A 493-nucleotide genomic window follows, 5' to 3' on the forward strand; every position below is an offset into this window, starting at 1 on the left:
GGCCAGTGGTGCGCGACGAAGGGCTGCACCCAGTGCTGCTGCGGCGGCGACAGGTCGGACGCGTGGAAGCACCAGGTGTGGTTGCCGCCCAGCGTGGGGCCGGATTCCAGCACCAGCACGCGCAGCGCCGGGTGAGCGCGGCGCAGGCGCCAGGCCAGCAGGCCGTTCGCCAGGCCGCCCCCCACGAGGAGCAGGTCGGCGTCGGGGGCGGCGCTGGGCGGCATGCCGGTCACCCCACCGCGCCGTGCACGGATGGCGCCTGCACCGCGGGGCGCGCATGCAGCGCGGCCTCCGCGAGGTCCGCCGCGCGCTGCGCCCCGCCGGCGGCGGCGATCTCCTGGCCAAGCACCCGGCTGCGCCGCGCGAATTCAGGCGCGTCCAGCAGCCGCCGCAGCGCGCGCCGCAGCGCCGCCACCGTGGCGAGCGGCGGCAGCAGCTTCACGCCGGTGCCCGCATGCACGATGCGCGCGGCCACGCCCGGCTGGTCGAACGC

The 493-nt window shown here is 78.5% G+C and carries 1 protein-coding gene and 1 pseudogene; both read right to left on the reverse strand.

Going from position 1 to position 493, the window contains the following annotated elements; genetic code table 11:
• On the reverse strand, nucleotides 1-224 hold a 224-nt coding region (locus tag E4T88_RS17350; RefSeq protein ID WP_167755481.1), incomplete at its 3' end, for a lycopene cyclase family protein.
• A 5-nt stretch (nucleotides 225-229) separates the two neighbouring features.
• A pseudogene (locus E4T88_RS18045) lies at nucleotides 230-493 on the reverse strand (hypothetical protein); the annotation flags it as partial.

Source organism: Dysgonomonas mossii (assembly GCF_004569505.1).
Taxonomy (GTDB): Bacteria; Bacteroidota; Bacteroidia; order Bacteroidales; family Dysgonomonadaceae; genus Dysgonomonas.